Origin of the sequence: Agrilactobacillus fermenti (assembly GCF_047943045.1) — a bacterium.
In the GTDB taxonomy this organism is placed as follows: domain Bacteria; phylum Bacillota; class Bacilli; order Lactobacillales; family Lactobacillaceae; genus Agrilactobacillus; species Agrilactobacillus fermenti.
The window spans coordinates 163750-189939 of record NZ_CP181347.1; the positions used below are offsets into that span (position 1 = coordinate 163750).

General features: G+C 41.8%; 23 protein-coding genes, 1 pseudogene and 1 riboswitch. Of the genes and pseudogenes, 11 read left to right on the top strand and 13 right to left on the bottom strand.

Annotated features, from left to right (window positions below):
• The first annotated feature begins 22 nt into the window (after nucleotides 1-22).
• From ACNAN0_RS00785 to ACNAN0_RS00795, 3 genes are all read left to right on the top strand, one after another.
• Complete coding sequence (locus ACNAN0_RS00785) at nucleotides 23-1465, top strand: amino acid permease (RefSeq protein WP_230912854.1); 1443 nt, start codon at nucleotides 23-25, stop codon at nucleotides 1463-1465.
• 51 nt (nucleotides 1466-1516) lie between these two features.
• Complete coding sequence (locus ACNAN0_RS00790; protein ID WP_230912855.1) at nucleotides 1517-2869, top strand: Nramp family divalent metal transporter; 1353 nt, start codon at nucleotides 1517-1519, stop codon at nucleotides 2867-2869.
• 120 nt (nucleotides 2870-2989) lie between these two features.
• Complete coding sequence (locus ACNAN0_RS00795) at nucleotides 2990-3835, top strand: CPBP family intramembrane glutamic endopeptidase (RefSeq protein ID WP_230912856.1); 846 nt, start codon at nucleotides 2990-2992, stop codon at nucleotides 3833-3835.
• Here ACNAN0_RS00795 and ACNAN0_RS00800 read toward each other — a convergent pair.
• Both ACNAN0_RS00800 and ACNAN0_RS00805 read right to left on the bottom strand, forming a co-directional pair.
• A complete protein-coding gene (locus tag ACNAN0_RS00800; protein WP_416353570.1) occupies nucleotides 3832-4938 on the bottom strand; it encodes an SLC13 family permease in 1107 nt (368 codons plus the stop codon). The two genes, ACNAN0_RS00795 and ACNAN0_RS00800, sit on opposite strands and share 4 nt — an antisense overlap.
• Nucleotides 4939-5156: 218 nt before the next feature.
• Nucleotides 5157-6035, bottom strand: coding sequence for a LysR family transcriptional regulator (locus tag ACNAN0_RS00805; protein WP_230912858.1), 879 nt, complete (start codon nucleotides 6033-6035; stop codon nucleotides 5157-5159).
• A gap of 108 nt (nucleotides 6036-6143) precedes the next feature.
• Here ACNAN0_RS00805 and ACNAN0_RS00810 point away from each other — a divergent pair, with 108 nt between their 5' ends.
• Together ACNAN0_RS00810 and ACNAN0_RS00815 are read left to right on the top strand one after the other, a co-directional pair.
• Complete coding sequence (locus ACNAN0_RS00810; RefSeq protein ID WP_230912859.1) at nucleotides 6144-6707, top strand: DapH/DapD/GlmU-related protein; 564 nt, start codon at nucleotides 6144-6146, stop codon at nucleotides 6705-6707.
• A gap of 15 nt (nucleotides 6708-6722) precedes the next feature.
• Complete coding sequence (locus tag ACNAN0_RS00815; protein WP_416353571.1) at nucleotides 6723-7475, top strand: SDR family oxidoreductase; 753 nt, start codon at nucleotides 6723-6725, stop codon at nucleotides 7473-7475.
• A gap of 66 nt (nucleotides 7476-7541) precedes the next feature.
• On the opposite strand, the gene ACNAN0_RS00820 is transcribed toward ACNAN0_RS00815, so the two are convergent.
• The gene (locus ACNAN0_RS00820) at nucleotides 7542-8903 is read right to left on the bottom strand and encodes an amino acid permease (RefSeq protein ID WP_416353572.1); all 1362 of its coding nucleotides are present in this window, start codon (nucleotides 8901-8903) and stop codon (nucleotides 7542-7544) included.
• A 356-nt stretch (nucleotides 8904-9259) separates the two neighbouring features.
• Between ACNAN0_RS00820 and ACNAN0_RS00825 the strand changes: the two genes are divergently transcribed.
• The gene (locus tag ACNAN0_RS00825; protein WP_416353573.1) at nucleotides 9260-11137 is read left to right on the top strand and encodes an FAD/NAD(P)-binding protein; all 1878 of its coding nucleotides are present in this window, start codon (nucleotides 9260-9262) and stop codon (nucleotides 11135-11137) included.
• Nucleotides 11138-11244: 107 nt separating this feature from the next.
• On the opposite strand, the pseudogene ACNAN0_RS00830 reads toward ACNAN0_RS00825, so the two are convergent.
• The 7 genes and pseudogenes from ACNAN0_RS00830 to ACNAN0_RS00860 form a co-directional block, all read right to left on the bottom strand.
• Nucleotides 11245-12510: pseudogene (locus ACNAN0_RS00830) on the bottom strand (ABC transporter permease).
• Nucleotides 12503-13399 carry an ABC transporter ATP-binding protein gene (locus ACNAN0_RS00835; RefSeq protein WP_230912863.1) on the bottom strand — a complete coding sequence of 299 codons (897 nt, stop codon included), beginning with the start codon at nucleotides 13397-13399 and terminating at the stop codon, nucleotides 12503-12505. Before ACNAN0_RS00835 ends, ACNAN0_RS00830 begins: the two are co-directional and overlap by 8 nt.
• 598 nt (nucleotides 13400-13997) lie before the next feature.
• Nucleotides 13998-14453 (bottom strand): Asp23/Gls24 family envelope stress response protein, encoded by a 456-nt coding sequence (locus ACNAN0_RS00840; RefSeq protein ID WP_230912864.1) that lies wholly within the window; start codon nucleotides 14451-14453, stop codon nucleotides 13998-14000.
• Between the two features lie 51 nt (nucleotides 14454-14504).
• Nucleotides 14505-14927 carry an Asp23/Gls24 family envelope stress response protein gene (locus ACNAN0_RS00845; protein ID WP_230912865.1) on the bottom strand — a complete coding sequence of 141 codons (423 nt, stop codon included), beginning with the start codon at nucleotides 14925-14927 and terminating at the stop codon, nucleotides 14505-14507.
• Nucleotides 14928-14941: 14 nt separating this feature from the next.
• Nucleotides 14942-15124: a DUF2273 domain-containing protein gene (locus ACNAN0_RS00850; protein ID WP_416353574.1), complete on the bottom strand. Its 183-nt coding sequence runs from the start codon at nucleotides 15122-15124 to the stop codon at nucleotides 14942-14944.
• Between the two features lie 17 nt (nucleotides 15125-15141).
• A complete protein-coding gene (amaP, locus tag ACNAN0_RS00855; protein WP_416353575.1) occupies nucleotides 15142-15687 on the bottom strand; it encodes an alkaline shock response membrane anchor protein AmaP in 546 nt (181 codons plus the stop codon).
• A 15-nt stretch (nucleotides 15688-15702) separates the two neighbouring features.
• Nucleotides 15703-15960, bottom strand: a complete 258-nt coding sequence (locus ACNAN0_RS00860) for a GlsB/YeaQ/YmgE family stress response membrane protein (protein ID WP_230912883.1) — start codon at nucleotides 15958-15960, stop codon at nucleotides 15703-15705.
• 232 nt (nucleotides 15961-16192) lie between these two features.
• Between ACNAN0_RS00860 and ACNAN0_RS00865 the strand changes: the two genes are divergently transcribed.
• Nucleotides 16193-16978 (top strand): glucose-1-dehydrogenase, encoded by a 786-nt coding sequence (locus ACNAN0_RS00865; protein WP_416353576.1) that lies wholly within the window; start codon nucleotides 16193-16195, stop codon nucleotides 16976-16978.
• Nucleotide 16979: 1 nt separating this feature from the next.
• On the opposite strand, the gene greA is transcribed toward ACNAN0_RS00865, so the two are convergent.
• Nucleotides 16980-17453 (bottom strand): transcription elongation factor GreA, encoded by a 474-nt coding sequence (gene greA / locus ACNAN0_RS00870; protein WP_416353577.1) that lies wholly within the window; start codon nucleotides 17451-17453, stop codon nucleotides 16980-16982.
• A gap of 288 nt (nucleotides 17454-17741) precedes the next feature.
• Here greA and ACNAN0_RS00875 point away from each other — a divergent pair, with 288 nt between their 5' ends.
• On the top strand, nucleotides 17742-18563 hold the full coding sequence (locus ACNAN0_RS00875) for a metallophosphoesterase (protein ID WP_416353578.1): 822 nt from the start codon (nucleotides 17742-17744) through the stop codon (nucleotides 18561-18563).
• 102 nt (nucleotides 18564-18665) lie between these two features.
• On the opposite strand, the gene ACNAN0_RS00880 is transcribed toward ACNAN0_RS00875, so the two are convergent.
• Nucleotides 18666-19592: an NADP-dependent oxidoreductase gene (locus ACNAN0_RS00880; RefSeq protein WP_416353579.1), complete on the bottom strand. Its 927-nt coding sequence runs from the start codon at nucleotides 19590-19592 to the stop codon at nucleotides 18666-18668.
• A 492-nt stretch (nucleotides 19593-20084) separates the two neighbouring features.
• On the opposite strand from ACNAN0_RS00880, the gene ACNAN0_RS00885 reads away from it, so the two are divergent.
• Complete coding sequence (locus ACNAN0_RS00885; RefSeq protein WP_416353580.1) at nucleotides 20085-21383, top strand: MFS transporter; 1299 nt, start codon at nucleotides 20085-20087, stop codon at nucleotides 21381-21383.
• A 6-nt stretch (nucleotides 21384-21389) separates the two neighbouring features.
• Here ACNAN0_RS00885 and ACNAN0_RS00890 read toward each other — a convergent pair whose 3' ends face one another.
• Nucleotides 21390-22733 (bottom strand): hypothetical protein, encoded by a 1344-nt coding sequence (locus tag ACNAN0_RS00890; protein WP_230912873.1) that lies wholly within the window; start codon nucleotides 22731-22733, stop codon nucleotides 21390-21392.
• Nucleotides 22734-22831: 98 nt separating this feature from the next.
• On the opposite strand from ACNAN0_RS00890, the gene ACNAN0_RS00895 reads away from it, so the two are divergent.
• Complete coding sequence (locus tag ACNAN0_RS00895; protein ID WP_416353581.1) at nucleotides 22832-25048, top strand: beta-glucosidase; 2217 nt, start codon at nucleotides 22832-22834, stop codon at nucleotides 25046-25048.
• A 309-nt stretch (nucleotides 25049-25357) separates the two neighbouring features.
• Nucleotides 25358-25447: riboswitch (TPP riboswitch) on the top strand.
• 170 nt (nucleotides 25448-25617) lie between these two features.
• Nucleotides 25618-26181 (top strand): ECF transporter S component, encoded by a 564-nt coding sequence (locus ACNAN0_RS00900; protein WP_416354211.1) that lies wholly within the window; start codon nucleotides 25618-25620, stop codon nucleotides 26179-26181.
• Nucleotides 26182-26190 lie beyond the last annotated feature (9 nt).

The window sequence follows — 26190 nt, forward strand, 5'->3', positions numbered from 1 at the left end:
TAAAAGTTAGGGAGTTTGTAAGATGAGTAAGGAAGTAAAGAAGTTACGTTGGTATAACGTTGCTTTAATTGCGTTCGTGGCTGTTTGGGGCTTGAATAACGTCATGAACAACTATGCCCAACAAGGGTTAACTGTGATCACATCTTGGATTTTGATCATGGTATTATATTTTGTGCCGTATGCTTTAATTGTTGGACAGCTAGGTTCTACGTTTAAAGATCTTAATGGTGGCGTTTCTTCATGGATCAAAGCAACCGGGACGAAGCGGCTGGCTTATTTTGCGGCGTGGACGTACTGGGTCGTACATGTGCCCTACTTGGCGCAAAAGCCACAAACCATTGTGATTGCCTTGAGTTGGTTATTTAAGGGCAATGGTTCTTTCATTAAGACCGTTTCATCATTAACGGTTTCGTTGATTTGTTTAGCGCTATTTTTACTGTTTCTTTGGTTGGCTTCTCGGGGCTTAACGACTCTAAATAGAATCGGTAGTGTTGCTGGGACAGCGATGTTTATCATGTCATTATTATTTATTATTCTTGCGGTGACGGCGCCTTTTATTGCTAAAAATACGGTCATTGCAACACCCCATATGGATCAGTTAAAGACCTACTTGCCCAACTTCAACGTTAATTACTTTACAACGATTTCGATGCTGGTTTTTGCTGTTGGTGGGGCTGAAAAGATTTCACCATACGTTAACAATACTAAAAATGCGGCCAGAGAATTTCCCTTGGGAATGTTATTATTGGCAGGCATGGTGGCGTTATGTGCTATTTTAGGCTCGTTTGCAATGGGCATGTTATTTGATGCCAATCATATTCCGGCAGATTTGATGGCTAATGGGGCCTACGATGCCTTTGCTAAATTAGGCGGATATTATCATGTGGGTTCATTGTTTGTAATTCTATATGCTTTAGCAAATACATTGGCCCAAATATCAGCGTTAGCCTTTTCCATCGATGCCCCACTGAAAATCTTACTCGGTGATGCTGATCCCGAATTTATTCCTAAGAAACTATCACAATTGAATAAACGGGGCACCCCCATCAATGGTTATTATATGACTGGTATTTTAGTCAGTTTATTGATTATCGTACCGGCTTTAGGCATCGGCGATATGAATGAACTCTATAAATGGTTGATGAATTTAAATTCAGTCGTGATGCCAATGCGTTATCTTTGGGTATTTTTAGCCTTTATGCTGCTAAATAAACATTTGGAACGTTACCATTCTGACTATATGTTTATTAAAAATAGAACTTTAGGCATGGTTGTTGGAACTTGGTGTTTTGTTTTTACAGCTTTTGCCTGCATTATGGGCATGCTGCCTAAATTGGATATTAATGCTGATCCAGCCACTTGGTGGTTCCAATTAAGTTTGAATATTATCACGCCAATTATTTTCTTAGCTTTAGGGTTGATCTTACCAGCACTAGCCCGGCGTCAAACTAAAGATGTTGCTTAATGATCCACTTAAATCGAATGAATTCAAGACAAATTAGGAGGAAGTGTTGCTATGGCGGAACACAATGAAGATCCAAAGAGTAATCAAAGTTTGGAAGAAGTCAATGGTAGTATTGAGGTCCCGGAGGACGCTGGTTTCTGGAAGACATTGGGGGTCTATGTTGGGCCTGGTGCTTTAATTGCTGTTGGCTACATGGATCCTGGGAATTGGCTAACTTCTATTGCCGGCGGTTCGCAATTTAAGTATGTCCTATTGTCCGTAATTTTACTGTCAAGTTTGATTGCCATGCTATTACAGGCTATGGCAGCACGGTTAGGCATTGTGACAGGTAAGGATCTAGCCCAATTGACCCGTGAACGGACGTCGAAGGGTATGGGGATTTTTCTATGGATCGTGACGGAATTAGCCATTATGGCGACAGATATTGCGGAAATCATTGGTTCTGGGATTGCTTTGAAGCTTCTGTTCGGCTTTCCTTTGATTGTTGGCATTATGATCACCGCCGCCGATGTCTTGCTATTATTGGTCTTAATGAAATTGGGTTTCCGCAAGATTGAAGCTATTGTGGCCACACTTGTAGCCGTCATTTTATTTGTTTTCTTGTATGAAGTGATTTTGTCGCAACCGAATATACCGGATGTGTTTAAGGGCTATGTCCCGTCATCAAAGATCTTAACGGATAAATCGATGCTGTATCTTTCCTTAGGTATCGTTGGGGCTACGGTAATGCCGCATAATCTTTATTTAGGCTCATCGATTTCACAGACACGAAAAGTTAACCGGAAAGATAAAAAGTCGCTGAAACAGGCCATTCGCTTTACGACGATTGATTCGAACACACAGTTAACGATCGCTTTTGTCGTCAACAGTTTGCTTTTGATCTTGGGAGCGGCTTTGTTTTATGGGACGACCTCTGACTTGGGGCGTTTTGTAGACTTATATGATGCTTTAAGTAATAGTAAGATCGTTGGCGCAATTGCGAGCCCAATTTTAAGTATGTTATTTGCGATCGCTTTGCTAGCTTCGGGGCAAAGTTCGACGATTACTGGGACGCTTTCTGGACAAATCATCATGGAAGGTTTTATCCGACTGAAGATGCCGCTATGGGCACAGCGGTTGTTAACGCGGTTGATTTCAGTAACCCCAGTGTTAATTTTTGCAATTTACTATCATGGTAATGAAGCGAAAATTGAAGAGTTACTGACGTTTTCACAAGTATTTCTAAGTATCGCCTTGCCATTCGCAATGATTCCCTTAGTTGCCTATACAAGCAATAAAAAATTAATGGGTGAATTTCGCAATAGTCCCCTTGTGAAATGGCTAGCGTGGCTGATTACAGCCGTGTTGATCATATTGAATGTCTACTTAATTTTACAGACATTAGGGTTAGTCGCAACGGCATGATGTTGTAATAAACCCACTGGTAATGGCCTGGATTGAAGCGTGAGTTTTGATCTAGGCTTTTTCTAGCACTGAATTCGAAATTGGTATAGCTTTTCGTCTTTATTTCAATGGAGGATAAAAATGACACTAAGTAAATCAATTATTAAAGTGAGTGCAATTGCGATCTTCTGGACACTTTTGGCCCAGCTATTAAGCGGTGTGATTGGTGATTGGTTCAAAAGGGCAGCATTTAATGCAGAGGCTGAACTGTTTATTGAGCTGATCTTGACGGGTATTCTAATCATCATTGTGCTCGCTTATTATGGACACAAGCGGCAGTTGCAGTTATTTGCTTTAAGTAAAAATAAACTTGGTAGTTTATATCTTAAAGGGCTCGTATTTGGATTAGGCACATTTGCCTTAATTTGGGTCATTGCGGTTGCCTTAAGGGCGGTCAAAGTACAAGTGCCAACAAATGGCCAAGGGCTCATCTGGTTTGTACCTATGTTATTGGGGTTTGGTATTCAAGGCTTTAGTGAGGAGCTGTTAACACGCGGTTATGTGTTAAGCAAACTGACCGCGATCGGGGCCCCATTAGCCGGTATTTGGACCAATGCGGTAATTTTTGCGTTGCTGCACGCCATGAACCCCGGAATCAATCTATTTGCAGTGATTGAATTAGTGATGACTGGCGTACTTTTATCATTATTACGTTTGCGGTTCGATAGTTTATGGCTCAGTGCAGCATTTCATACAGCTTGGAACTTCGCAGAAGGCCCGATATTTGGCGTTTATGTCTCTGGTAATCATTTTTCAGCTGCTTTACTGCAAACAAAAACCAATCCAGGCTTGGATTGGTTGAATGGTGGTCTATTTGGTTTAGAGGGTGGCTTGATAGCTCTAGCTGTGATCACTGCTGTAACGATCATTTTGATCAGCTGGTATCGCCGTCACCCAGATCCGCGCACAGCGCAGTTATTTCACTAGTCTAGTAGGTTGATCAAACCCCAGCCCAGACTCCCTAAAACGATTAGGCCGATAATATTCAGGCTAAAGAAGCCAGTTAGATAGGTACTACGTTTACGAGTTCCATAATGGGTGTATTGTTTGAACAATAGCAAATTAGCCATAGATGCCACAAAAGTACCCAATCCACCAATATTAGAGCCAAAGAACAAAGCGATGGCATGGTGCGTAAAACGGGCTAACAAAATTGTAGAAGGCACATTGCTGATTAATTGACTGACACCTAAGCTGCTCAAATAAACAGAGAGTTTGCTATGTTCTAACAGGCTAAGTAGTGCGACTAAAGGCTGAATCTGACCAAGGTTACTCACAATAATGAAGAAGCCAACAAAAGTCAAAATCAAGGCATAATCTACTTTGGCCATAATGTGGCGATCTAAGCCCAAAGCAAGGGCTACCGCAGCAATCGCACTGATCCAAGAAGGAATGATCTTGAAAACACTTAAGAAAACCAGTAAGACGACACAGCCAGCCAATAAAGTCGGTCGTTTTTGAATTTTGATATCATAAACCATTACCGCTGGAACTTCTTTGCGGCGAATGAGTAAACTAAAAATACCGACCATCAAAATGCCACAAACAGCTAATGGAATCGACCATTTGAAGAAAGTTGGAATCGGAACATCATAATGCGAAAGCAAAAAAATATTATGTGGGTTCCCAAACGGTGTTAAAGCACTGCCAATGTTGGCGGTCATGCCAATTAAAGTGACGGGCACGACTTCAGGCAAATCATAGCGTTTGGCAACTTTTAAATATAATGGAACGAGTGTTAAAACTGTCATGTCATTGGTTAAAAACATGGCGCTAATAAATGCTAATATCAAAAATAAGCGTGTTAATTGCTGGGCGTTGTTGGAACGTGTGGTTAAACGATAGGCCCAAAAATCCAAAATATGTAGGTATTCAAAGATTTGAATCACCGTCATCATAGCTAATAGCGAGAATAAGGTTGAAAAGTTAATATCTTGAATATGCGGGCGGGCAAAAAATAAACTGATCAGTGCGATCACAACGGTGATTTGAAGCACGCGATCCTTTGAGATATGTTTCAAAATAGCCATCAGATGAATTTCCCCTTAAAAGACTCAACCCTACTATTTTGCGCCGAAATTTCAATTATCACAATAGATTTTTCAAAAATAGCTACTTTTATTAATATCAAAATAACGATTTAATGATATTAAGGCTTTTAAAAGGGGATTAGGCGCCAATATTATGTTAACCGAATCCAATCAAAATCAAAATTATTAGTCTGACACTTGCATTAGCTTGAGCCTATCTATGCTTGGCCTAACTGTGCTTGCAGTATTGCTAAAAACGCCTGTGCTGCTGGAGATAGTGTTAAACCTTGTTTCCAAATCAAACTTAAGTTAGCAGTTAAATTTGGGTGCAATCGCTTAAACGTTAATGGTGTACCTTGAGTTTGATAGATATCTGCCAAACACAAGGCGTAACCAATGTCTTGTTGGACCAGTAGTGCGGCATTGTAAAGTAAGTTGTAAGTAGCGACAATATTAAGCTCTGCGACATTCTGACCGAACCAAGTTCCAAATTGAGAATTAACGGTAGATTGCCCAGAAATAATCAAAGGCCGTTGTTTTAACATAGACGGTGTGATTGCTGAATGGTTCGCTAGGACATCGTCTTTTTTCATTAATATACCCCAAGAATCCTTACTAGGCAGATCAATAAAATTATATCTATCTTTGACAATAGGGCCAATGATCAAACCAAAGTCAATGAGACCGTTATCGATTCTTTGTAAAACAGTATCTGCATCGGCACTATAAAGATGTAGCTTAATTTTGGGATAGTGCTGAGTTAGCTCCTTGAATGCTTTGGCTAGCGTCAGCATGCCGCTGGTTTCATCAGCACCAATCGTTAAATCACCAGTGATCATTTGGTCGGTACCGAGATTAGCTGTTGTTTTAGCTACTAGATCTAGAATCTGTTGACTTTGTTCAACTAGATAAGTACCAGCCTGTGTGAGTGTAATATGCCGGTTACCTCGAATAAAGAGTTTGGTATGTAATTCACTTTCGAGGTCACGCAATTGTCTGGATAAAGTGGGTTGTGACAGGTGAAGTATTTTTGCAGCACCACTAATTGTCTGCTCTTGAGCAACGGCTAATAGATAGCCTAAGACGCGAAGTTCCATCAGGAAGTACCTCCCATAGGTCATAGTTATAAGTAACTATCAATTATAGGTATTAGACAGTTCTCACTTTTAATTTTACACTTAAATTTAAGGAGGGCTGGCCTAAAAATGAAAATTTTGAAACGTGCGTTACAGGGTGATTTATTAAAGTTTGCGGATCCAGAGTTTCGTAAAATTGATCAAATTGTAGCAATGAATGGTCAACGCTTGCAAAGTTTAAATTGCCAAGTACGAACTGCGTCTGACCAGCGGCAGTTGTTAGGCCAAATTATGGCCCAGCCTTTACCAGCTTCCAGCTCGATTCAGTTACCATTTTACACAGACTTTGGGCCGCATATTTTTGTAGGTGAGGCTGTTTTCATTAATCGGGATTGTTTATTTGTTGATCTAGGTGGTATCTATTTGGCAGATGGTGTCCTGATAGGTCCAAGAACCACAATTCTAACGGTAAATCATTCTGAAAGTAAGATCACGAGGCGAGATATTCAATGCCGGCCAGTGCATATTGCGGAAAATGCTTGGATCGGTGCTAATGTGACGATCCTGCCGGGAGTCACGATTCATGAAAATGCTATCGTTGGCGCTGGCAGCGTTGTTACCAAAGACATACCAGCAGATAGTGTCGTCGTTGGTACACCAGCCAAAGTAATTCGTAAGATAGCGGAATCATAATAGGAGGTTAACTCAATGATCAAAGGTAAAGTTGTCGTTATTACAGGTGCTTCTTCAGGCATTGGGGCTGCTACAGCCAAACTATTAGCCCAAAATGGCGCTAAAGTGGTCCTTGGTGCGCGCCGAGAAGTGCGGTTACAAGAATTAAAGCAAGCAATTGAAGCTGAAGGTGGTGTGGCTGCTTATCAGGTAACTGACGTGACCGAACAAAGTCAAGTTCAAAGTTTGGTGGATTTAGCCAAAGCAAAATTTGGTCGGGTAGATGTCTTATATAACAATGCCGGAATCATGCCCCAAGGCAATTTAAGTGACCGAGAATATGCTGTGTGGCAAAAAATGATCAATGTGAATATCATGGGTGTTTTAAATGGTATCGGGGCTGTACTACCGATTATGCAAGCGCAACAAGATGGTCTGATCATAACGACTGACTCGGTTGCCGGCCATATAGTTTATCCTGCTTCAGCAGTTTATAATGGTACCAAATATGCCGTTCGGGCAATTATGGAAGGCCTACGCCAAGAGGAAAAAGATCATGGTATTCGCTCAACTATCGTTTCGCCTGGTGCTGTGGCAACAGAATTGATCAACTCAGTGGGAAATCAAACCATTACGAAGAATTTAGAACCCTTATTCCATGCTGCAAAAGATTCGGGTTTGACGCTCTATCCTGAAGACGTGGCCCAAGCGGTGCTATATGCCATTGATCAGCCAAAACACGTGGCTGTCAGCGAAGTTCTGATTAGGCCCTCAAAACAAGAAGTATAAAATATAAGGTGTAAAAAACGCAATTTCCACTAATATTGACAGTGGAAATTACGTTTTTTTAATGACTCAATTTTGAGTTGTGTTTTTGTGATACTTTCGGAAATAAATCACAGTCATCATAGCTAAGAAGAGGACACCAATAATAATCGAAATCCGAGTTTCAGGATTGAAGAACATAAAGACTAGTGTCACGACTAAAAAGGCTAAAGTAATGTAATTAGAAATTGGGGACAACGGCATTTTGAAAGGATGTTGTGCCATCTTATCTTGATGTAGTTTACGAAACTTGATCTGACTGATCAAGATAACAAACCAAGGTACCATGCCAGGCAGCACACTAGAACTATAGACCATAACGAAGACATTGCTGGCAGCTGGTAAAAGTATTGGCAGGACAGCATTCAAAACGACACCTAATAGGATCCCAGCTGAAACACTGATTACTGCGTAAAAGGGCACACCATGACGATTTAACAGTAAGAAACGGTGGGGTAATTGTTTGTTGTTAGCTAGGGTGTAAGCCATCCGACTTGCACTATAAATCCCAGAGTTAGAGCCAGATAGAGCTGCCGTGATCACAACAAAGTTCACAATTGAAGCGGCAGCGGTAATGCCGATTTTCGCAAAAGTCTGGACAAAAGGAGACCCGATTTGTGAAAGTTTGTCCCATGGGTAGATACTAACGATCACAAAGATTGCGCCGATATAGAAAATCAAGATTCGAGCAACTGTAGAACGAATGGCTTCGACCAAGGTTTCGCGAGGATTCTCAGCCTCACCAGCGGTAATGCCAACTAATTCGATCCCTTGATAAGAAGCTAAAACAATTGCCAAAGAATAAATGAAGCCCTTAAAGCCACCCGTAAAGAAGCCGCCGTGAGACCACAAGTTGCTGATGCCAATCGGCCGACCGTGATTACCCAGTCCAAAAATGATTAAACCTAGGCCAGCAATGATCATCAAAATAATTGTCACAACTTTGATCAAAGCAAACCAGAATTCTAGCTCACCAAACATCTTCACCGAAATCAGATTAGCAATACATAAAAAAGTCACGGCAATTAGTCCAGGCAACCAGTTAGGCAAGTGAGGCCACCAAAATTCCAAATAACCACCAATCGCGATCACTTCACTCATGCCCACCACGATATACTGAAAAACGTTACTCCAGGCTGTGAGATAGCCAAAAACAGGGTGCATATATTCTGAGGCAAACTTGGCGAAAGATCCCGTATCTGGATCGACATAGAGCATTTCTCCCAGCGCGCGCATGATCATGTACAAAAAGATGCCTGCCACGCCATAAGAAATCAAAACGGACGGCCCTGTCCATCTGATGGTTGAACTGGATCCCATAAATAGACCAACGCCAATCGTACCACCCAGTGCGATCATACGGACTTGGCGGGCACTTAATTTTCGCTGCATGATGATTCCCCTTTAAATTCCTAAAATTTGATGATAAAAATTTAATTTTACCTTCATATGCTACTCGAAAAAACGTAAATGAGCAAGCGGGTGCATGGATATCTTAAGTTTAGTCAAAGTTTTTTGTAGGCGAAGAGATAAAATAACGCCTATTTTATTTACTGAAGTAAGTCATGGATTGCCTCTGTGGCGTATTTAAATTAAATACTCGCAACCATGATAAAATTAATCATAATGTATTGATAATTTGATTTTATATAGCGAAGCTGATAGACGTCATTTGATAAGTTCAAATCTCTGGTAAAAATGTTATAAAAACATATAATATAACCATATTCGAAAGGGTGGGGAGATATTTGCATATCGGCATTGTCGGCGCTGGGCCACGAGGCTTATTGATCTTAGAACGATTGATTGCCTGGTCACGGGAGCGTCAAGAAAAAATGGCAATTCATTTATTTGATTTGAACGGTATTGGGGGTGTCGTTTGGCAGCCAAACCAGTCGTATACATTGATTATGAATACGCCAAGTAATATGATTTCTTTATTTGAAGATGAAACGGTTACGCCACTTGCTGGGCCATTAACAACAGGTCCCAATATTTATGATTGGACAAAGACAGAGGCCGCTGAATACATTCAAAAGAATAACCAGCGCTTCGAACATGCCAACGCCTTTTTAGCTGAGATCAAGCGTCTACAAGCAAATGATTATCCGACGCGAGCATTGTATGGTGTTTATTTGAATTGGTATTATGAACGTTTAACGACCCAGTTGCCCGCCAATGTGACCTTAGAATTTCAGTTACACAATATCATTATGGTACAAAGAATGGCAACGGGGCAGTTTACGGCGCAAACACTTAAACAGAAATACACGTTCGATAGTCTGATCATGGCATTAGGTTACAGTGAAAATAATCGTAATGAAGAAGAAGCACTGCTCGAGGACTATGCTAATGAGCATGAATTAGTTTATATTCCACCCCGCAATCCTGCAAGTGCCGATTTGACTGGTATTTTACCACATAGTACGGTTATTTCTCGGGGGTTAGGGTTAAGCTTCTTTGATTATGTGACCTTATTAACGGCTGGTCGTGGGGGAACTTTTACCAAAAATGCAGACCAAACGTTGACCTATCATCCGTCGGGAACAGAACCCAAGATTGTGGGCATGTCTCGGCGTGGTTGGCCTTATCACGCTAAAGGTATTAACCAAAAAGCTTATGGCGAACAGTTTCCGGCGCAGTATTTGACGCGAGATTTCTTACAGCGATATGATAAAGCTCATCCGTTGCCATATGAGTTTTTCTGGCAGCGGCTGCAACTGGAATTAAATTGGGTTTATTATACACTTTGGCTGTCTGCACATCAGCCGGAACAAGTATCGGCTTTTCAACAGGCAATGAAGCCATTGATACAGGTCGCGCAGTTGGCGTTGATTTTAGACACCTTTAAGATTCCGCAAGCAGAGCGTTTAGATATTGCTGAACAGATGAATCCGGCTGTGGCATTTACAGAGAATCAGATCCAGCAATTTACAACTGCGGTGGCGAGTTATTTAGCTACTGATGCTGTTGCCGCTGAAGCCGGGACTAAGACTGGACCATTAACGAGTGCTTTAGAGATGCTTCGGGACGTGCGTGATTCGATTCGTTATGTGATTGAGCACGAATTATTAACTGAAGATGAGTATATTAATCGTTTTGCACGTCACTTCAATGGTGTGAATAATTTCTTATCGATTGGACCACCTGTACAGCGAACGCGGGAACTTCAAGCACTTGTTGCTGCTGGCGTTGTTGAGTTCGCCGGGCCAAATGCGCGCTTTTCGACGGACCGCGGTCAGTTCAGATTAGACAGTGATTTGAAACCGGGACAATTTTGGCTGGCAGATACGATCCTAGAGAGTCGCTTGCCACCAGCAACCGTGTTAAAAACGACCAATCCGTTGTTGACCACGTTATTAGCGAACAAAGACGCTCGCAGTTATCAACTGCAAGAAGCTAATGGCAATTGGGTAGACACGGGGGCTATCGAAGTGGACCGCCAAACCGACCAGTTGAAAGATGCTGATGGGAACGTCATTAAGAATTTATTTATGTGGGGCGTCCCAACAGAAGGTCTACACTGGTTGACGACTATGTCACCGCGCCCGGGTGTCAATGATTTCTTCTTACAGGAAGCTGACCGCATCGTAGCGACCTTATTCCAAAATCAGACTAATTCATAATTATACAAAAAATAACCTTAATCTAAAAGACTACATTAACAAAGTCTTATGGATCAAGGTTATTTTTATTTAAGCTCTGCAAACTAATGTCGGTGACAGCATACTAGTTAAGCGCGTTTTTGTTTGCGTTCAGACCGCATAATCGACCAACTGGTTTTGAATGATTTGAAAAAGCCGGAGTCGGAATATACTAAGACATTGGAGCGATAGAAAGTTACGGCAACTGCTGTTAAAAGAATCAAGAAAATAACTGTAATACCAAGGCTTAGCCAAGCATTCAGCGTGGTTGCATCTCCAGCTGCCAAGCGAATCGGCATAATACTCTGACCAATAAAAGGGATGTAGGAGCCGATGTTGATCACTGATGATTTTGTACCACCCATGACCAAAATACCACCATAATAGCCTAGTAATCCAAGCATCATGATCGGTGTCACTGCTTGTGAAGTCTGTTCTTGGCGTGAAACGACTGATGCTAGCATTGCGGCCGCAATGACGTAAAGCAAGATGGCAATGAACCCAAAAACGAAGGCATAGATAATTTCTGGCGCTGTGAGAATCGAAAGGTCCACTGATTTCATAATGCTGGTTACTGTTTGATTATCCTTAAAGACTTGGTAGGCAATCCCACCAATAATTAAGTAGAAGAGTACCTGAGTGAACATCAGCATTAGCATCGCAATAATTTTACCAAGAAAGTGGGTAGTAGCACTGATACTAGATAAAATAATTTCCATAATGCGGCTGCCTTTTTCTGAAGCAATTTCTTGAGCGATGATTTGACTTTAATAGGCTAAAAAAATAAAAATGGCAATCGTGATCACATTAATAGCGATGATGATGGCTTGTTGACGGTCATTACGATTACTGGCTTGATGGCCGTCTTTAAATACGAGTGTTTTTTGCTTGAGATTAATGGGCTGCATTAATGCTCGCGTTTGCTGGGGCGTTAACTTCAGCTTAGCAGCCATGACGTTTGTCTTTAATGCCGTCAACTGTGTCTTTAAAGTCGTGCTGCTGACGGTGTTGCCACCTTGACGCTGAATCAAGCTAGCCTGAGGAGTCGCTTGTTGCAGGTTGAGGGTGAGATAACCATCAATCTTTTTCGAGCGTAGTGCCTTTTCAGCAGCAGCCGCGGTCGTGATATTTTGGGTCACTTTGAAGTCGGATTTATTCTTAGCTAAGATTTGCTGGGCTGCTGGGGTGTCAGTAATTACAGCAATATTTGGGGTTGTTTGACTATGCATGACTAGATAGCCAATGCCTAAGCCCACGAGGCCAAAAATGATAGGAGAGAGTACGAGAAAAATAAAACTGCCGCTTTTAATATTTTTTAAGTAGACTTGTTTAATGATGACCCATAATTTATTCATTAGCAGCACCCGCTTTCAAACGGAAGATTTCGTCCAATGTTGGCGGCTGTTGGCTAAATTCACGAATATAGCCTTGTTTCGTAGCTGCGGTGAAAATCGTTTTGCCTGCCTCAGGATCTGAGAGCGTGATTGTCAAGCGTTGACCTTTACGCGTAACAGCTTGAACACCCGGGATGGCTTGGACTTCAGCTTCAGTCAGTGGCGATTGTAAAAAGACTCTGGTTTGGCCAAATGACTCACGAATCGTATCTACAGCACCGTTTAAGACAACTTGGCCCTGCTTGAGCATCACAATGTCATCGCTAATGGCAGAGACATTGCCCATATCATGACTAGAATAAATGATAGCCGCGCCTCGGTCACGCATTCCTTTGATGCCTTGTTCTAACAAACTAGCATTAACTGGATCTAAGCCGCTGAAGGGTTCGTCTAAAATAATTAAATCAGGTTCATGAATCAAGGTCGCAATGAGCTGAACTTTTTGTTGATTCCCCTTAGAGAGCGATTTAACTTTATCTGTCCGTTTACCTTTAACTTGAAAGCGGTCCATCCATGCATCAATTTTGGGACGAATATCTTTACGTTTTTTACCCTTTAATTCTGCGAAGAATAGAATCTGATCTTCAATTGACATTTTTGGATAAAGGCCACGTTCTTCCGGCAAATAGCCAATAATATCTGCCTCTTTACGTGTTAAAGGCTGGCCCTGCCAGGTAATTGTTCCTGTATCAGGTGTTAAAAAATTCAAAATCATTCTAAAAGTAGTTGTTTTACCCGCACCATTTTGACCAATAAGCCCCAAAATGTGGCCCTGTTCCACGTGAAACGACTCGTTGGTCACAGCTTTTAGGCTGCCAAAAGTTTTGGTTAGATTGTTAATCTCAAGCATTGACTCACTTCTTTCTGTATAAGTATAGCCTAATCATAGCAAAGTTATTGAATAAATTGAATGCTGAGGTTGGAACTTTACGTGCCCAATTTAGGTTAGGGCTTGAAAACTACCCGATGATGCTCAAGCTCTAAACGTGTTCATACCATCAACTTTTTTACCCAACTACAACTGCTTTGAGGGAAAACGCACCCTCGGCGTCAGTCTAGGTTGGTGCTCAAAAAGTTACCCGATGGTATTCACGCTCTAAACGCGTTCGTAAAGCTAACTTTGTCACCTAACCTTAATTATTTGCTGAAGCTGACGCTTCATCGGCATAATTCGGTTAGTGCTCCAAAGCTGACCAGCTTTACTCACGCTCTGGTTTTAAACGCGCTCCAAAGGGTAACGATTTCACCTAACATCGAATCACTCAAATGGTAAAACCACCATTTATCGTGCTTCTTGTTAGTGCGCAGTCGCTGACCACCCTTTGTCACGCTCTGGTTTTAAACCATACGAAAAAACGGACCTGGCCAAACATCAAGTTTGTAAGGTCCGTTTTTAAGTGGGGGAAGGTAAGAATCTTGAAGGTGTGAAGTGGGGATACGTTAGTTGATTAGTTAGCGTTGTTGTTATCTTCTTTGTTCTTGTTGTTTTGTTCTTCCCATTCCCGTTTTGTCATCATATCTTTGACGGTCATTTTAATGGAAGCAACATTGTAGCCAGTCATAGAGTGAACGGCTTCTTGAATTTTATTTGTAGCTTCATCAAAGATTTTTGGTGCGTTTTTACCATATTCCAGCGTTGTATCCATTTCTAAATTGGCTGTATTGTCATCGTTGTTCAAATCAACTTTGATACCCTTCGTAGGATCATCATTGTTAGAGAAACGATCAGAAATATTTTCAATGACATTACCTTTAACGGATAAAACGCCAGGAATATCACAAATTGTTTTACCAGTGATCTTAGCAATTACGTTTTCATCGTAAGCCAAGTCTTTGTTCACACGATCGTTTGAAGCTTTGTTATCAGCTGATCTGTTATTTGTTCTTACTGGAGCATCTACCATAATTTAATCATCCTTTCAAAATGAGTGATTCAAAGTAAATTATTTTTAAGCTTAAGATACGCGATCTTTAGCGTCATCTTCGTTATTTTTTTGCGCCCATTCCCGTTTGGTCATGATGTCATTGACATGTAAATTCAATTCAACCAAATCTAAGCCAGTCATGGATTTAATTGCCTGGTGCACCTTTGTACAGAGTTCATCAAAGATTGTCTGGGCATTGCTACCATATTCTAAAGTCGTTTCGATATCTAAAGCCACTTGTTTTTCGCCGACTTCAGCATCGATCCCCTTTGTTGGGTCAGTGTTATTTCTAAATCTATCCGCAAAATCGCTCAAAAAACTACCGTTCATGGATAAGATGCCATCAATATCGTTAGCAACTGTTCCGGCGATTTTTTTGATCACATTATCATCAAACGTTAATTTACGATTTGCGACTTTATTCGGCGTAGGCCGTTCTAATGTGCGGTCCATAAAGACACTCCTTTCTACGAATCACGATTCAAGACTTCGCCTAACCAAGACTTGGCACCACTAAAATCAACAAATTTTGCAATTGCAAATCCGATTAAGGCGAATAAGGCGACTGCCAACATTTTCCAAAATCCTAATGTAACTAGAATTAAGCCGGCAATGGCGCCCATGACTAAGCCCATCATTGTTTTTGACATCCTATCCCTCCGTTCTTTTAAACGACACGGGCAACACGTTTATTTTCACTGGCAAGGTGTAAGTTCACCGTTACCTTTTTGGCTGGAATACCCAATGCTTCCTTAAGTTGTCGCTGAACAGATTTCTTGATTGCCGCGCTGGTATCTACCATATCGTTTGGATCGGTAACATAAGCTGTTACTTCTGAAATTGCGGCTTGTTTGTTCTTAGCCAGCTGTACATTAACGTCCACATCACGAACTGGATATTCGGTCGCTACAGTGTGTTTGATCGTTTTAGCAACAGCCTGCTTATCGATATTCAACTGACCTTTATTGGTCTGAAATGATAGCTTGTTGGTCGTCCGACGACGGAAAATAGCTACCAATAGAATACCTAAGAATACTAGAGCGCTTAGGATCGCAAATCCCAAGCCGATATAGCCAATGATCGCTACTTCACGAAACGGTAGGATATACCGTGTGAAATTCGGAATTGGATAAACAAGTGCAGCGAACCAGACAGTTTGGATCAAGCCTAAAAGAGCGACGATAATGAGGAAAACTTTAGTACCCATTCGCATATCGACAGCCCTCCTTTAAGCTTTCTGTTTGTTTCGCGAACCTACAATTAGTGAAACAATCAGAACTAAAACGATGGCACCAATCAGCGATGGAATCAGCGACATACCTGCTAAACTTGGCCCCCAGCTACCTAAAACGGCTTCACCTAACCAAGAACCAACTAAACCTGCGATAATATTACCGATCCATCCCATTGGCATTCCGCGACTTGTGATTGCACCGGCAATCGCACCGACAACGGCACCAATAATTAATACCCAAATCATATGCAACATGGTAATCACTCCTTTTTGTTTTTTTTGTACACATTAAGCATAGAAGATTGCTGACGGGTTTTAAAAACTCTGGGTTTTGCGTACGTGAAAGGGTGGGGGAAACCTTGATATATCAATATATTTATATCTTAAGATTTTTGCAGCTCATACATAACAAGTGTTTTTGGGCCCGAAATTTTATGTAAAATGTTACGATAGCCATGAACAATAACTATGGGAGGTTGATGAAATGTATCAAGATCTGGAGCATAAAGTAGCCGTTATCACTGGTGGGTCTAAAGGTATTGGGGCCGCAATTGCCAAGCGGTTCGGTCGGGAAAAAATGGCGGTGGTCATTAATTACAATTCTGATGCAGCAGGTGCCCAAGAAGTCGTGACCCAAGTTAAAGCCGCTGGTGGTCAAGCACTTGCAATTCAAGCAGATGTGGCGACAGAAGCAGGTATTCAGGCGCTCGTAACGGCAGCAGTCACGCATTTTTCTGATTTAGACGTTTGGATCAATAATGCCGGGATGGAAAATCAAGCCCCTACCCATGAGTTGACCTTAAAAGATTGGCAGCGGGTGTTGGATGTAAATTTGACGGGAACTTTTTTGGGCGCTAAAGCAGCCATTAATTACTTTTTAGAGCACAAAAAAACCGGTAACATCATTAATATGTCATCGGTTCATGAACAAATCCCTTGGCCAACTTTTGCCCATTATGCGGCTAGTAAGGGTGGGACCAAGTTATTTACAGAGAGCATCGCTATGGAGTATGCCAAAGATCATATTCGAGTTAATGCTATCGGTCCTGGCGCAATTGAAACACCGATCAATGCCCAAAAGTTTGCTGAGGAAAAACAGCTACAAGAAACTTTAGCGATGATTCCCGCCAAGCGGTTGGGGCAACCAGAAGATGTGGCTGCGGCAGCTGCTTGGCTGGCGTCAAAAGAATCAAGCTACGTAACGGGCATTACCTTGTTCGTTGATGGCGGCATGACCTTATATCCTGCTTTTCAAGGTGGCAAAGGTTAAATTACTGAGTTAAAGTTACAGCTTTCACTTTGACCAAGTAGCTGCCATTGGGACTTTCTACGGTTACAGTGTCACCAACCGTTTGATTGATCAGCGCTTTGCCTAAAGGGGAAGCTTCGGATATTTTATTTTGACTTACATCAGCTTCAGGGCGACCCACGATTTCATAATTTTCAGTGTCATGGTCATCCAAAAACTCGATGGTAACTTGTTTACCAATTTCGATAGTTTGATCTGCTTTTGGCGTGACGATTTGAGCGTAGCGTAGTTGCTTACTTAAATAACGTAGACGACTTTCTAAATGCCGCAAATCACGCTTGGCGGCACTATATTCAGCGTTTTCAGATAAGTCGCCCAAAGCACGCGCCGCTTGTAATGCTTTGATGCGTGCAGGCCGAGTTTGTTTTAAATGTTCGATTTCTTTTTCAATATCATGGTAACCAACTGCAGTGATTTTATTAAAATAAGCAGCCATCGCAATTACCTGCCTTGTATCAGATTATGAATCTTGTTACAGTGGAAATACGATCAGAGTGTGACAAAAAGCGGTTAGCGGCTGGGCACTAACAAGAATGGCGACAAATGGTGGTTTTGCCATTTGAGTCATTCACAGTTAGGAGAGGCCGTTGCTTTTTGGAACACGTTTAAGAAGCAGAAGACAAAAAGCGGTCAGCGGCCGAGCACTAACAAGAATGACGATAAATGGTGGTTTTGTTTCAGCCACGAAAGACACACAGGGACGTCACAAAAAGGGTAGATGTTTATGACGAATACAACAACTGATCTCATTGTTTCAGATATTCATGGCTTTTTCAATCCTTTGCAAAAAATCACTCATATTCCTGAATTCAATCAGATGAGACTAGTCTTTTTGGGGGACTTTATTGATCGCGGTCAAGATAGTCTGGCAGTTTTACAGTATATTCAAAATGCGGTCAAAAAAAGTAATGCACTAGCGATTCGCGGCGATCATGAAGATCTACTGTTAGGGTATCTTTTTGGTGATCGAAGTGACCAAAAGTTGTATCTGCAAAATGGCGGTGAGACGACGTTGATCAATTTATTAGGGGCGGCCTATGATGTGCAAAATATTAAACAAAACCAAACCCTGATCAAAGACCGTTATTCTGACTTGATCCAGTTTATTGAGTCGCTACCTTATTTCTATCAAGATGAGCATCGCTTATATGTTCATGGTGGTATCTATCCGCAAGGTTTAGCAGCGACAAGTGATTTTGATAAAACCTGGTTACGAGAGGACTATTGGTTTCAGACGCATCATTGGAATGAACGACATAGTCTTGGATACTTAACACGCCGAGAAGCCCCAAACTTCGGCCATAATCCAGTTGCGCAGACAATTGTTACCGGTCACACAATTACGACGATGATTTATGGTAAAGTGCCAGAATCTCAGGGAGAAATCAAGACTTATGGTCAGCAAAAAGCTCCTGTCTTAGCCGTTGAGTATGAAAATGAAGCGCCGCGTATCTTTATTGATGGCGGCAGTTATATTTATAGTAATCTGAATTTTTTGAAACTTGACCCATTAGGTAAGGTGCAAAACGTTTATCAGTTAGATTAACACACAAAAAAGTGGCTATTTCAGCCACTTTTTTTGTGTGTTAATAACAACTGAGTACACTGCATTGGGTGAAGTGTTGTCCTTTAGCCCAAGCTCCGAGTATTAAGCCCGTTTCAAAATGGCACGACCGTCGTGTGGATTTTCTAAATAATTGTGACCAGCGATGATGCCCTCTAGCGTAAACGGCAACTCTTGCCCAATATCAACGGTTAAATGGCCCTGGGCAACCTGATCTAGTAAGAACGCTAGTGCTTCATGATCACTGATCGTGTTGGTCGGATGGATGTGATTGAATGTGATTGTTTTATGGCTTGCTGGTGTATCATGGGCGACCGAGGCAATTGTGCCGCCAGCTTTGACCATGGCGACATCATCGGCCCCACCAACGCCGTTCATAGCCAGATTAAAGACAACATCGCCACGTTCTGCTAGGGTTTGGCTCACGTCAACTTGATCATAAGCCACAAATTCATCGACACCAGCAGCCTTTACCAGCCCTTCTTTTTTGCTGGAGGCAATGCCAATAACGTGAGCTTGAAGATTTTTAAGTAGTTGAACAGCAATTAAGCCGACACCACCAGAAGCTCCCTTAACAATCACGGTATCACCAGCGTGAATCTGGGCAAACAAATGAATTGCTTTATAGGCAGTAATGCCGGGGGTGATGAGTCCTGCTGCTGTCGTTGGAGTAACGTTTTCTGGGATTAAAGCACTGTTATCTGGTTCGGCCAAAACTTGGGCGGCATAAGCATGTTCTGTGTGCGTAGCCACTAACATACCTTTACGAAAATCCGTGGTTAGATTAGTACCAACACCAATAATACGGCCGACTGCGTCACGTCCAGAAATTATCAAACCGCTGGTATGGCCGCCGTAGCCAGTGCCGGCACGCTCCGCACGTTCGCGATTGTTCAAACCAACAGCAAGCACATCAAGTAAAAGCTCATTTTTTTTAGGTTGGGGTTCAGGAATGTCTATTACTTCAAACACCTCGGGGCCACCATAACGACGATAACCAAAAGCAAGCATAATTTTGCCTCCCTCGTATTTGTTATGTGCATTTTAACGAGGAAGCTAAGCGCTTGCAAGAAAAATGCCTTAGAACAAGCCTTGACTATTTACATTATGAGAGTAAGATGATTTAAAAATTAAATAAATTATAAAACAATGAAAGACCGAGTAAATAGGATAAACAACTTTTAGAGAGCACTGTTGCTGGAAAGGTGTAGTTGTGCCTATTGAATTAAGTCTGGAGTTTTTGAATTAATATTCATGGTATTTCGACCATTATCTCGAGATGCGTCAGAGTGAGACAAAATTCAAGTTTTGTTTTCAGGCAGCGGTTGATTATGGCTATTTATGGTCTAAACACGTAGGCTCAAAGGCAATGTATTCACTCTCGCGCACTAAGGCTAGTTACTTTACTAGTAAAAATAGGTGGTACCACGTTACGGGCGTCCTTGAATTTTCCAAGGACGTTTTTGTTTTGGTTGGTAAAAGTATTGAGTAGGAGGGTATTAGATGACAGATGCAATAACACTACAACAACGATTGGATCAAACGAAAGAAACCCCACTTTTTTATAAGGTTTTTGGATTAATTGCCGGTGGGATGATCTTAGATGCTGGCGATGTTTATATGGCAAGTGCGGTGAATGCAAATTTGACCGGTACAAACTTCGCCACGTTAAATCAAGGCTCGATGTTTTTATCAGCCGGCTTTTTAGGCTTGTTTGTAGGCTCGATCATGGCTGGAATCATAGGTGATTTTTATGGCCGTAAACGTGCGTATCAATTTAATCTATTATTGTTTGGTATTTTTACGCTGATTGGTGGGCTGGCACCCAACATTATTTTTTTGACGGCCGTTCGTTTTATTGCCGCTTGCGGTTTAGGCGCCGAAATTGTCACGGGCTATGCTTTGATCAACGAATTTGCCCCAGTCAAAACGAGGGGCCGCTGGTGTGGTGCAACCGCAATTATTGCTAATTTAGGGGCACTAATCGCATTATTATTGGCAACACTATTGATTCCTAGATTTACTTGGCGGGCGATGTTTGTATTATTCGGTATTTTAGCTTTAATTTTATGGGTGCTGCGTCGGCATTTTCCCGAATCACCCCGCTGGCTGATTGCAAAAGGTCGAAATGATGCGGCTGAAACCATCATTCAAAGGCTGGAGATTAATGGTGCCTATCAAAACACTGAGTTTTTCACACCAAAGAGTCCAAAAGAAGTTTCAGTTCACAAGCAGCAAAAACGGAATTTATTGGTGGCGATCATGACTGTTTCGGCAGTTCTCGTCGCTCAGTATACTTTTACATCCTGGATGCCGACGTTATTGATCAAAAAGGGGGTCAATGTTGTGCACTCATTGACATTTTCCACCACCATGATGTTTGGGGCTCCCTTTGGCGCTTTGATTGGGGCGACACTGGTTGACTGGGTCGGACGGAAAAAGATTATCGTGACTACCTTTAGTTTAACTGCCGGATTGGGTCTTTGGTATAGTCACCAAACGACGAATATCGGCGTACTAGTCAATGGCTTTCTACTGACAACCTGCTTCTATGTTTTAATGGCTGTGGCGGTGGGAACCTATACATCGGAATTATTTACAACGCAATTTCGCTTTCGAGGTGCTGGTATTGCCAATGGCGTTGCCAAATTACTGACCGTAGTGACACCTTATTTAGCTGCTTGGGCGATCAGTCAAACAAATGTTAATATGATTTTTTATTTTATCGCGGGTCTAACGCTTGCTGCTGCTGTCGTCGTAGGTTGCTTTGGTCCAGAAACCAAACAAAGCATCATCGAATGACCGATGTTACTTTGCCCTGGTCGGTTTTTGAACGGACAGTAAGGCAATACTAAAAGTCGCTACAAACAAAAGCAATACTAAGATCAATTGTGTTGTCTGTAAAATCTGCTGGTAATTTGCGTTGGGCTTTTGCCAAGCATAAGCACGTAACAAGGCAGTTACACCTGTATGATGGCTCAGTGAGACGATGTTTAGGCAAAGGATCAAGATTAATTGAATCAGAAGGTTGCCGATGGAAGAAAGACGAAAATAAATAATGTTCTTTGTGTCTAGTGGGACAGTTTCTAAAGCTTGGATCTCTTGATTGACTGTCCGACCGTAAGCGATAATAAAAATATCTAAGATGAATAAGCCAAGATAGAAGATGGCGGGAATCAAAGTAAGCAATAAACCAAATAAGATGCCAAGCAAGCTCAAATACTCGGGCTTCATTGGTATTTTTTTATGTAGTGTGTTCATTACTAGATGACTTAAGATATTCGCAAATAAGTAAATTGCGATGATATAGCCATAGCTGCGCGCGCTTTTTAAAATACCCAGGTAAAGGGCACTAAAAACCCAGAAATAACTGATGAAAGCACCATAAAGTAAATTTTTGGCTTGCAGCGGCCAAGCTAGCTGACGTGTAAAAGTGGTATTATGCTGCCAAAGATAAAAGGCAAGTAAAATGAAAGCTAATAGAAAAAGTGATTCGGAGATTAAAATATCTTGACCATTACCCGTATTACGGCCTAATCGTGTGAATAATAAGGATAAAAATAGGGCTAAGATCAAGCCGAATTTTAGCCACCAAATTGGTTTTGGACGGTGCAAAATAAATTTGAAGTCAGCCGGCTGACTGAGATATAGATAATTACAAAATAATGGATCAATGACTAGAAACAGGATCAGAAAGCTGCTTTCAATACTATGATTCGCAGTTAAAGCAAGCGTCAGGACTAAAATTAAAGAAATGGCTAATCTAAGAAGGACGCCATGAGCCACTTCTTTAGCCCCGGCAGATTGCCAGCGCTGGGTAACGGTACGGGTCGCTGCCGGCAGCCAAGCGGCACCTAGTCCGATGAATAAGGCAGCCAAGTCCCAGAAAAGATGATCAAACAAACCAAATAGACCCAAAAAGCTACCGATCATACCGGAGCCTAATCCCAACAGTACCAATAATTCACTTCTAGGCTCAAGGCCGTGAAGGAAGAAAAGACCTGTACGCCGTGCAGTATAGTAAAGTGCAAAAGGCAGCGCATTCAAAACACTATGATTCTGGTGGATGATCATGGCCAGAAAAATGACATACGGCAAAAGGTTGATCGTGAAATTACTAAGTCGGTAGACCGTAAATGGTAAATGCTTCAATTGTGTAAGCTCCTTTTAAATTTTTTGCAAATGCTTGCATTCATCTAGTAGCTGGGAGAGGATTGATTAAGATGAATGATTAGTGAGGAGGTATCGTGATGGCATCGATTGCAAATGTAATTCACGATTTAACATTAGAGCAAAAAGCTGGGTTAGTTTCCGGTGAAGATTTTTGGTATACCAAGGCCGTTAAAGATGCTGCTTTGCCAAGAATGATGTTAACCGATGGCCCTTCAGGACTAAGAAAACAATCTGAAGATGCTGATGCTTTAGGATTGGGACAATCTGTACCGGCCGTTTCATTCCCGGTTTCAGCTTTAACGGCTTGCACGTTTGATCGGCAAGCCTTGTTTGAACTTGGCCGTAATTTAGGCGTAGCGGCTCATGCCAACAATGTAGGGGTATTGCTAGGCCCTGGCGTGAATATTAAGCGTAATCCTTTAGCTGGTCGTAATTTCGAATACTTTTCTGAGGATCCATATTTAGCTGGTGAACTAGGGGCTCAATATGTCAAAGGCGTTCAGAGCGAAAATGTTGGCGTCAGTGTAAAGCATTTTGCAGCCAATAATCGTGAGAATCAACGCTTTACCAATTCTGCCAATATGGATCAACGAACGTTGCGAGAAATCTATTTAACCGCGTTTGAACGCATCGTGAAACAAGCACAGCCAGCTTCGGTCATGTGTGCCTATAATAAAATTAATGGTATCACAAGTTCTGAGAATAAGTATCTACTAACAGATATTTTGCGCGATGAATGGAATTTTTCAGGTGTCGTGCTATCGGATTGGGGTGCGGTAAGTGATCATGTGGCCGCTTTAAAAGCCGGTTTGGATCTGGAAATGCCAGGTAAAGGTGACCTATCTACTAATGAAATCGTAACGGCAGTCCGTTCAGGGGCGTTGGATGAAGCAACCTTGGATCGAGCCGTAAACCGAATATTGACTATGATCATGACGTATCTGCCTGAAAATTCAGCAGCAGATTACTATGATAAGGATCAGCAACATCAATTTGCGCGTAAACTGGCTAGTGAAAGTATGGTTTTATTAAAGAATGATCATGCCATTCTGCCACTTAAACCGAAAGAAAAGGTTCTATTGGTAGGTGAACTTGCTAAAAAGCCGCGCTTTCAAGGTGGCGGAAGTTCACATGTAGCACCTTATAAGGTCACGACGCTAACGATGGCAGCTCGACAAATCGACAATGCGGTCACTTACTTACCTGGCTACCATTTGGTTGATGATCAAGTTGATGCTAAATTGGAGAAAGCTGTCTTGGAAGCTGCTAAAGACGCTGACAAGATTGTGGTTGTCGTGGGTCTACCAGAACGGATGGAGTCGGAAGGCTTTGATAAAACACGCAACACGTTACCAATGAATCAAAACCATTTACTAGATACTTTAATTGCTCAAGGATTAGACGTGATCGTGGTTTTACAAAATGGGGCACCAATTGCGATGCCTTGGGTCAACCGCGTGTCCGCTATTCTGGAAACCTACCTTGCCGGTGAAGCTGTTGGGGAAGCTACATTTGATGTGTTGACGGGTAAAGTAAACCCTTCAGGCAAATTAGCTGAGACTTTTCCAATTCGATTACAAGATACGCCCAATTATTTAACGTTTGATCGTAACGCAGATGATGAGAACTATCGCGAAGGTATCTTTGTGGGCTATCGTTATTATGATACGAAGCATGTGGCCGCCTTATTTCCGTTTGGCTACGGACTAAGTTACACTACGTTTATTTACCAAAACTTAGCTGTTAAAGTTGGTGTCGATACAGTCACCGTTAGTTTTACCATTAAAAATTCTGGTGAAATCGCTGGTCAGGAAATTGCACAAATCTACGTTAGTAATCAGACAAGTCGAATTGAAAAGCCAGCTAAAGAATTGAAACAATTCATTAAAGTCAGTCTAGAACCGGGTCAGCAAAAAGCCGTGAGTGTGGAATTGGATCGCCGAGCATTCAGCTGGTTTAACGAACGTACAAATCATTTCCAAGTTGATAATGGTCATTATGAGATCATCGTCGCTGCCTCCAGTGTGGAACCACGATTACAAAAAACAATTCAGCTAATGTGGGCACCACAACAAGCAGCACCGTTGACAGAAGATACGTATCTATCGACCTTACTGGCCCGAGATGACGGCGCTGATCTATTAAAACAAAGTGGCTTGAATATAATTGTTGACCAGTTGACAAAAACAGGTAATAATCAAGCCTTATTTGCGAATATGCCCCTACGCGCACTGATTATGATGGGAGCCAAACAAGAACAACTCAAACAACTATTTAAATTAGCCAGAGCGTGACAAAGGGTGGTCAGCGATTGAGCACTAACAAGAAGCGCGATAAATGGTGGTTTTCCCATTTGAGCGATTCGATGTTAGGCGAAATCGTTACCCTTTGGAACGCGTTTAAAAAACCAGAGCACGATAAATGGTAGTTATTTCCATTTGAGCGATTCGATGTTAGGTGAAATCGTTACCCTTTGGAACGCGTTTAGAGCGTGAAAATCATCGGGTAGTTTTCGAGCACCAATCGACAATTACAAAACTATTTCCTGGGAAATAGTTACTAGAGGCTTGATTTTTTCACAACTATCCAGTAGACTTGTGCCATACAAATATCTGGGGTGCCCCATGGCTGAGAAAAACCCATTGAACCTGATCTGGATAATGCCAGCGCAGGAAGTATATTAGACAGTGACACGGTCTAATGCGTTTGTCATCCGATGACATAATGTTAAGATACGTGCCAATCAGACTGATTAATATCAATTACAATGAATGGACGGGGCAAACTTATTTGAAGTTTGCCCCGCTTTTTGTATTTTTTAAAGTATGGGGCCCCTTACTAGGAGGCACTTATTGTGAGTTTTTTGAAACAATGGCACTTACGTGAAATTATTATGTTGACTTTATTGTCAATTTTTCTTGGCGTTATTTTTTGGGTTACTGGACCAATCTATAATGTTCTAGCAGCCGCTTTGACACCATTTGGCCTGGCACCAGCAGCTAATGATTTGTTATTAGGTTTATGGGTCATGGCCGGACCGTTGGCAGGTTTTATGATTCGTATTCCTGGTTCAGCTACATTAGGTGAATTTTTGGGCGCTGTAGTTGAAATGTTTTTAGGCGGTCAATGGGGTGCAGCGACGATGATCTCTGGAATTGTGCAAGGGGTTGCCTCAGAAGCTGGTTTTGCTTTAGTTGGGTACAAAAAATATAACTGGCTGAGCTTATCATTAAGTGTTTTGACCACCACCGTCTTGACATTTGTTTGGGATCTCTTCCGCAGTGGTTATGGGGCATATAAACCAGGAATGCTAGTCATGCTGTTCTTTTTACGCTTACTTTCAATTTTTGTTTTTGGTGGTATTTTAACTAAATTGATTGTCAGTCTATTAGAAAGAAGCCATATGATTCAAGCACGGCAAGTATAAACGGAGGGA